General features: G+C 62.0%; 7 protein-coding genes. All 7 read right to left on the bottom strand.

Features of this window, described 5'->3' with window-relative positions:
• A partial coding sequence (locus B2S33_RS10325; protein ID WP_288650223.1) for a helix-turn-helix domain-containing protein occupies positions 1–803 on the bottom strand: 803 nt, incomplete at its 3' end.
• Positions 800–1561: a type IV pilus biogenesis/stability protein PilW gene (gene pilW, locus B2S33_RS10320; protein WP_027913691.1), complete on the bottom strand. Its 762-nt coding sequence runs from the start codon at positions 1559–1561 to the stop codon at positions 800–802. The genes pilW and B2S33_RS10325, both read right to left, overlap by 4 nt.
• A 13-nt stretch (positions 1562–1574) precedes the next feature.
• Entirely contained in the window at positions 1575–2720 is a 1146-nt protein-coding gene (gene rlmN / locus B2S33_RS10315) for a 23S rRNA (adenine(2503)-C(2))-methyltransferase RlmN (protein WP_027913690.1), read from the bottom strand.
• A gap of 28 nt (positions 2721–2748) precedes the next feature.
• The gene (gene ndk / locus B2S33_RS10310) at positions 2749–3174 is read right to left on the bottom strand and encodes a nucleoside-diphosphate kinase (RefSeq protein ID WP_023533373.1); all 426 of its coding nucleotides are present in this window, start codon (positions 3172–3174) and stop codon (positions 2749–2751) included.
• A gap of 88 nt (positions 3175–3262) precedes the next feature.
• A complete protein-coding gene (gene iscX, locus B2S33_RS10305; RefSeq protein ID WP_023533289.1) occupies positions 3263–3463 on the bottom strand; it encodes a Fe-S cluster assembly protein IscX in 201 nt (66 codons plus the stop codon).
• A gap of 10 nt (positions 3464–3473) precedes the next feature.
• Positions 3474–3815, bottom strand: coding sequence for an ISC system 2Fe-2S type ferredoxin (fdx, locus tag B2S33_RS10300; RefSeq protein ID WP_027913689.1), 342 nt, complete (start codon positions 3813–3815; stop codon positions 3474–3476).
• Positions 3816–3818: 3 nt separating this feature from the next.
• A partial coding sequence (locus B2S33_RS10295; protein WP_288650221.1) for an Hsp70 family protein occupies positions 3819–5007 on the bottom strand: 1189 nt, incomplete at its 5' end.

Raw genomic sequence — 5007 nt, 5'->3', positions numbered from 1 at the left:
CGGCAATCGGCAACGAACTCAATCGCGACCTTGCCGCTGCCTGCTGGCACGGCGGCGGGGTCGGCGGGGGCTGCACTGGTTGCAGGGGCGGCTGCCGCCGGCGCGCTGGCAAGAGGGGTAGCGTTGGCCGGCGCCGGCTGCGGCGTCGCAGTGCCCGTTACCGGAGCAGAGCCGGCTGCAGGCGTGTCGGTAGCCGCTGCCTGCCCGGTACTTGCAGCCTGCTGCTCGTCGGTACCCTGGGCCAACGGCAGGGGGGCGCTCTCAGGTTGCTGGGCGGCAGAGACGGCCTGGTCTTCGGGTTCGTCAAGCGGGTGAATCTGGGTGGTGCCGTCGGCGCTTTCGACCTCGACGTGCTCAAGGGCGATGCTGGAGAGGTCTTTGCCGCGCAGACTGCCCTGGTCCTGCCACCAGACGAAACCGCCACCCACGACCGCCAGCAGCAGCAACAGGCTGACCCCGCGCAGAATATTGTGGGACAACCGGGAAGGCTCTTCGATACGCCCCAGCGAATGTACGTCGCTGCCCTTGGCGTGGGTGCCGGTGTAGCGATCGAAGGCTTCGACCAGGGCAGCCTGGTCCAGCTCCATCAACTTGGCGTAGGCGCGGATGTAGCCACGGGCGAAGGTATGCCCGGGCAGCTTGTCGAAGGCGCCGGTTTCCACATGGTTGAGCGAGCTGACAGTAAGATTGAGCTTGCGGGCCACCTCGGCTTGGGACCAGTCCCGTTTCTCACGGGCCAGGCGCAACAGCTCACCAGGGTTCTGGCCAGGCGCTACAGCTACTTCGGGATGCGCGGCGTTCATCGTTGCTCCGACAGGTATTGCTGATATTCCGGCGTACCGGGATAAAGTCGTTGTAATTGCTGCCCCAACTCGGCCACCGTCCCTTGCTCGTCGAACACCTTGGCAAGGCGGCTACCCAGCAGCAGGCTCCGGGCATCGTGGCCACTCAACCGGCTGAAACGATCGTAGTAATCCCGGGCCGGCACATAATGCCTGTTTTCGTAGGACAACTCAGCCATTTCCAGCAACGCTTGTGGCTGTCGCTGGTTAAGCTGCAATGCTTTTTGCAAATGGGCGTGCGCCTGATCGCGCTGGCCGAGCCTCAAGGCTGTCAGGCCAAGGTTTTCATAAACCCGTGATCGCTCAGGATACAGGGTATCGGCGCTGGCAAGGCGAAACATCTGCTGCGCTTCGGCAAACCGCCCTTGAGCATAAAGGAAACTGCCGTAATTGTTGCGAATTCGCGTGGTGCTGGCACCCGCCCCAAGCGCTTGCTTGAAATGGCGCTCGGCCAATACAGGCTCGCCTTCGGCCTGGTAGACCAATGCCAAGGCGGCATGGGCGTCGGCATCGTCGCCATCCAGCGCCAGCGCCTTTGACAAGGGCGTCTTGGCCTGGCCCAGCATCCCCTGTTGCAGGTAGCCGAGCCCCAGCTGCACATACGCCCGCCCGGCCTCGACCCTGCGCTGCTCAGCCACCTGCGCATCGCTGCCTGCGCCTGACATGCAGCCGGCGAGCAGCGAAAGCGCAATGATCGGCAGCGCAGCGCGCACGTTCATAGGCCAGTTCCGTTCAGTGGGCGGCCGGGCTGTCCGGGCGCTCGGCGTCTGCCGACAGCTGCCGGACGGCGATGTAACGTTCGCTGCGCCGGGTGCGGTCATTGACCTGCCCCACCAGCTGGCCGCAAGCCGCATCGATGTCATCACCACGGGTGGTGCGCGTCGTCACGTTGTAGCCACCGTGGTGCAGCAGGTCTTGGAAACGACGAATGGCGTTGTTGCTGGGGCGCTCGTAGCCAGAGTGCGGGAACGGATTGAATGGAATCAGGTTGATCTTGCACGGCACGTCGCGCAGCAGCTCGATCATCTGCGCCGCATGCTCGGGCTGGTCGTTGACGTCCTTGAGCAGGGTGTACTCGATGGTGAGCACCCGCTTGCCGCCCAGGGTCGCCATGTAGCCCATGCATGCGTCGAGCAGCATCTTGAGCGGGTACTTCTTGTTGATCGGTACCAGTTTGTTGCGCAACTCGTCATTGGGTGCATGCAATGACAAAGCCAGCGACACATCGATGTGCTTGGCCAACTCGTCGATCATCGGCACGACGCCCGAGGTGGACAGGGTGACGCGACGCTTGGAGATGCCATAGCCCAGATCTTCCATCATGATCTTCATGGCGGCGATGACATTGTCGAAATTGAGCAGGGGTTCGCCCATGCCCATCATGACCACGTTGGTGATGGCGCGGTCGATTTTGGCAGGCACGGTCCCGAAGGATTTGTTCGCAAGCCACACCTGGCCGATCACTTCGGCGGCGGTGAGGTTGCTGTTGAAGCCTTGTTTGCCGGTGGAGCAGAAGCTGCAGTCCAGGGCACAACCGGCTTGCGACGACACGCACAGGGTGCCGCGATCGTCGGTGGGAATATAGACGGTTTCGACGCAGCTGCCGGAGGCAACGCGGATCACCCATTTGCGGGTGCCGTCTGCGGAAATGTCTTCGCTGACCACTTCCGGTGGGCGAATTTCGGCAACGGCCTCGAGCTTTTCACGCAAGACCTTGCCGACGTTCGTCATGGCGGCGAAATCATCGACGCCAAAGTGGTGAATCCATTTCATCACCTGACCGGCGCGGAAGCGCTTCTCTCCGATGGAATCGAAGAATTGTTCCATTTCCTGCAGGGTCAGACCCAGCAGGTTGATTTTGTCAGTCGATGTCGTCATGGATTCACCCTCACCCGTAAGCTTTCGCTTAGCGAGTGGTTACCTCGGTAGCAGCGAAGAAGTAAGCGATTTCGCGAGCAGCAGCAGCTTCGGAGTCCGAACCGTGAACGGCGTTGGCGTCGATGGACTCGGCGAAGTCGGCGCGGATGGTGCCGGCAGCGGCTTCTTTAGGGTTGGTAGCGCCCATCAGCTCACGGTTCTTGGCAATGGCGTTCTCGCCTTCCAGGACCTGAACGACAACCGGACCGGAAGTCATGAAGGCAACCAGATCACCGAAGAAGCCGCGCTCGCTGTGCTCGGCGTAGAAGCCTTCGGCCTCGGCCTTGGACAGTTGCTTGATTTTCGAGGCAACGATTTTCAGGCCGGCTTCTTCGAAGCGAGTGGTGATCTTGCCGATGACGTTCTTGGCAACAGCGTCAGGCTTGATGATGGAGAAAGTACGTTGAACAGCCATGGAAAACTCCAGAATATGAGTGTTACGAAAAATTAAACCCGCGAATTATACGCGGGTTCCAGGGGATTGCCTAACCTGCGGTGCGTGTTCAGTCGGCTTCGTCGATCCAGGCCGCCTGGATGGCCTCGAGCACCTTCTCGCCGGCGCGCGAAGGATCGTCACTGAAGCCAGGCAATGCCACCACCCAGCGGTGCAGATCGACGAAATTCACATACCGAGGATCGACGTCCGGCTTGCTTTCTGCAAGCTCGATGGCGATATCAAGTACATCAATCCATTTCAGACTCATGTCCAGGACCTCAGTGCGGCGCTTCGGCAGCGTGGTTGAGCGAATACTTAGGGATCTCGATGGTGAGGTCCTGATCGGCCACCACCACCTGGCAACCCAGACGCGACTGCGCTTCCAGGCCCCACGCCTTGTCCAGCATGTCTTCTTCGAGCTCGTCGGCTTCCTCAAGGGAATCGAAGCCCTTGCGCACGATGCAGTGGCACGTGGTGCAGGCCTTCACACCGCCGCAGGCGCTCTCCATCTCGATGTGATGATCGTGGGCCAGCTCCAGGATATTGGTGCCGGCAGGCACCTCCACGGTCAGCCCCTCCGGGCAGAACTTCTCATGCGGCAGGAATGTCACCAGCGGCATCGATTACTCCTCGATCTCATTCAGGTTGCGCCCGGCCAGTGCGGCTTTGACCGTCGAATCAAGGCGTCGGGCGGCAAATGCGTCGGTCACGTGCGACAGACGCTTGGTCTGTTGCTCGATGGCAGCGCCATCGGTGCCCGCCAGCAAATCACGTAGTTCTTGCATCTGGAATTCAATGGCCTGGCGCTCTTCTTCACTGAGCAAGCGCTGACCGTCGGCGTCCAGGGCGCCCTGTACCGCTTCGAGCAGCCGTTCGGCGTCCACTTGGTGCTCACGCAACTGACGGGCCTGCTTGTCGGTACCAGCATGTTCGAAGGAGTCCTTGAGCATGCGCGCGATTTCGCCATCGGTCAGGCCGTAGGACGGCTTGACCTGAATGCTGGCTTCCACGCCTGATGCGAGTTCCCGGGCGGCGACGCTGAGCAGCCCGTCGGCATCGACCTGGAAGGTGACGCGAATTTTCGCTGCCCCTGCCACCATGGCCGGAATGCCGCGCAGTTCGAAGCGCGCCAGTGACCGGCAGTCGCTGATCAGTTCGCGCTCGCCCTGCAGCACATGGATCATCATGGCCGACTGGCCGTCTTTATAAGTCGTGAACTCCTGGGCGCGCGCCACCGGGATGGTGGTATTGCGCGGGATCACTTTCTCCATGAGCCCGCCCATGGTCTCCAGGCCCAGTGACAGCGGGATCACATCAAGCAGCAACAGCTCGCCGCCTTCGCGACGGTTGCCGGCCAGGGTATCGGCCTGAATGGCGGCGCCGATGGCGACGACCTGATCGGGGTCGATGGAAGTCAGCGGGCTACGACCGAACAGGGTACCGACGGCATCGCGAACACGGGGCACGCGCGTGGAACCGCCGACCATGACCACGGCGCTGACTTCATCGAGCTCGACGCCACTGTCACGTACGGCACGGCGGCAGGCCTTGAGGCTGCGGGCCACCAGCGGCTCGATCATCGCATCGAAACCGGCACGGGTGAGCTCACCCTGCCAGGCACCGTGTGTGACGCCCACCACCTCGGCATCGGTCAACGCTTCCTTGGCGGCGCAAGCCGTCTGTAACAGCGCGCGCTGGGCAGCCGGGTCGAGGTCGGAGGACAAGCCAGCCTGCTCGATGATCCAGCCTGCAATGGCGTGATCGAAGTCATCGCCACCCAGGGCGGTATCGCCGCCGGTGGCCAGCACTTCG

Source organism: Pseudomonas sp. UBA5568 (genome assembly GCF_002425525.1).
Taxonomy (GTDB): Bacteria; Pseudomonadota; Gammaproteobacteria; order Pseudomonadales; family Pseudomonadaceae; genus Aquipseudomonas; species Aquipseudomonas fulva.
The sequence above is the reverse complement of the archived record's forward strand: the minus strand, read 5'-3'. Positions and strand labels throughout refer to the sequence as shown.

Bases quoted from the DNA above. Each gene is read 5' to 3' on its own strand.
- pilW (WP_027913691.1), bottom strand. From the start codon at position 1,561: ATGAACGTGCGCGCTGCGCTGCCGATCATTGCGCTTTCGCTGCTCGCC.
- rlmN (WP_027913690.1), bottom strand. From the start codon at position 2,720: ATGACGACATCGACTGACAAAATCAACCTGCTGGGTCTGACCCTGCAG.
- ndk (WP_023533373.1), bottom strand. From the start codon at position 3,174: ATGGCTGTTCAACGTACTTTCTCCATCATCAAGCCTGACGCTGTTGCC.
- iscX (WP_023533289.1), bottom strand. From the start codon at position 3,463: ATGAGTCTGAAATGGATTGATGTACTTGATATCGCCATCGAGCTTGCA.
- fdx (WP_027913689.1), bottom strand. From the start codon at position 3,815: ATGCCGCTGGTGACATTCCTGCCGCATGAGAAGTTCTGCCCGGAGGGG.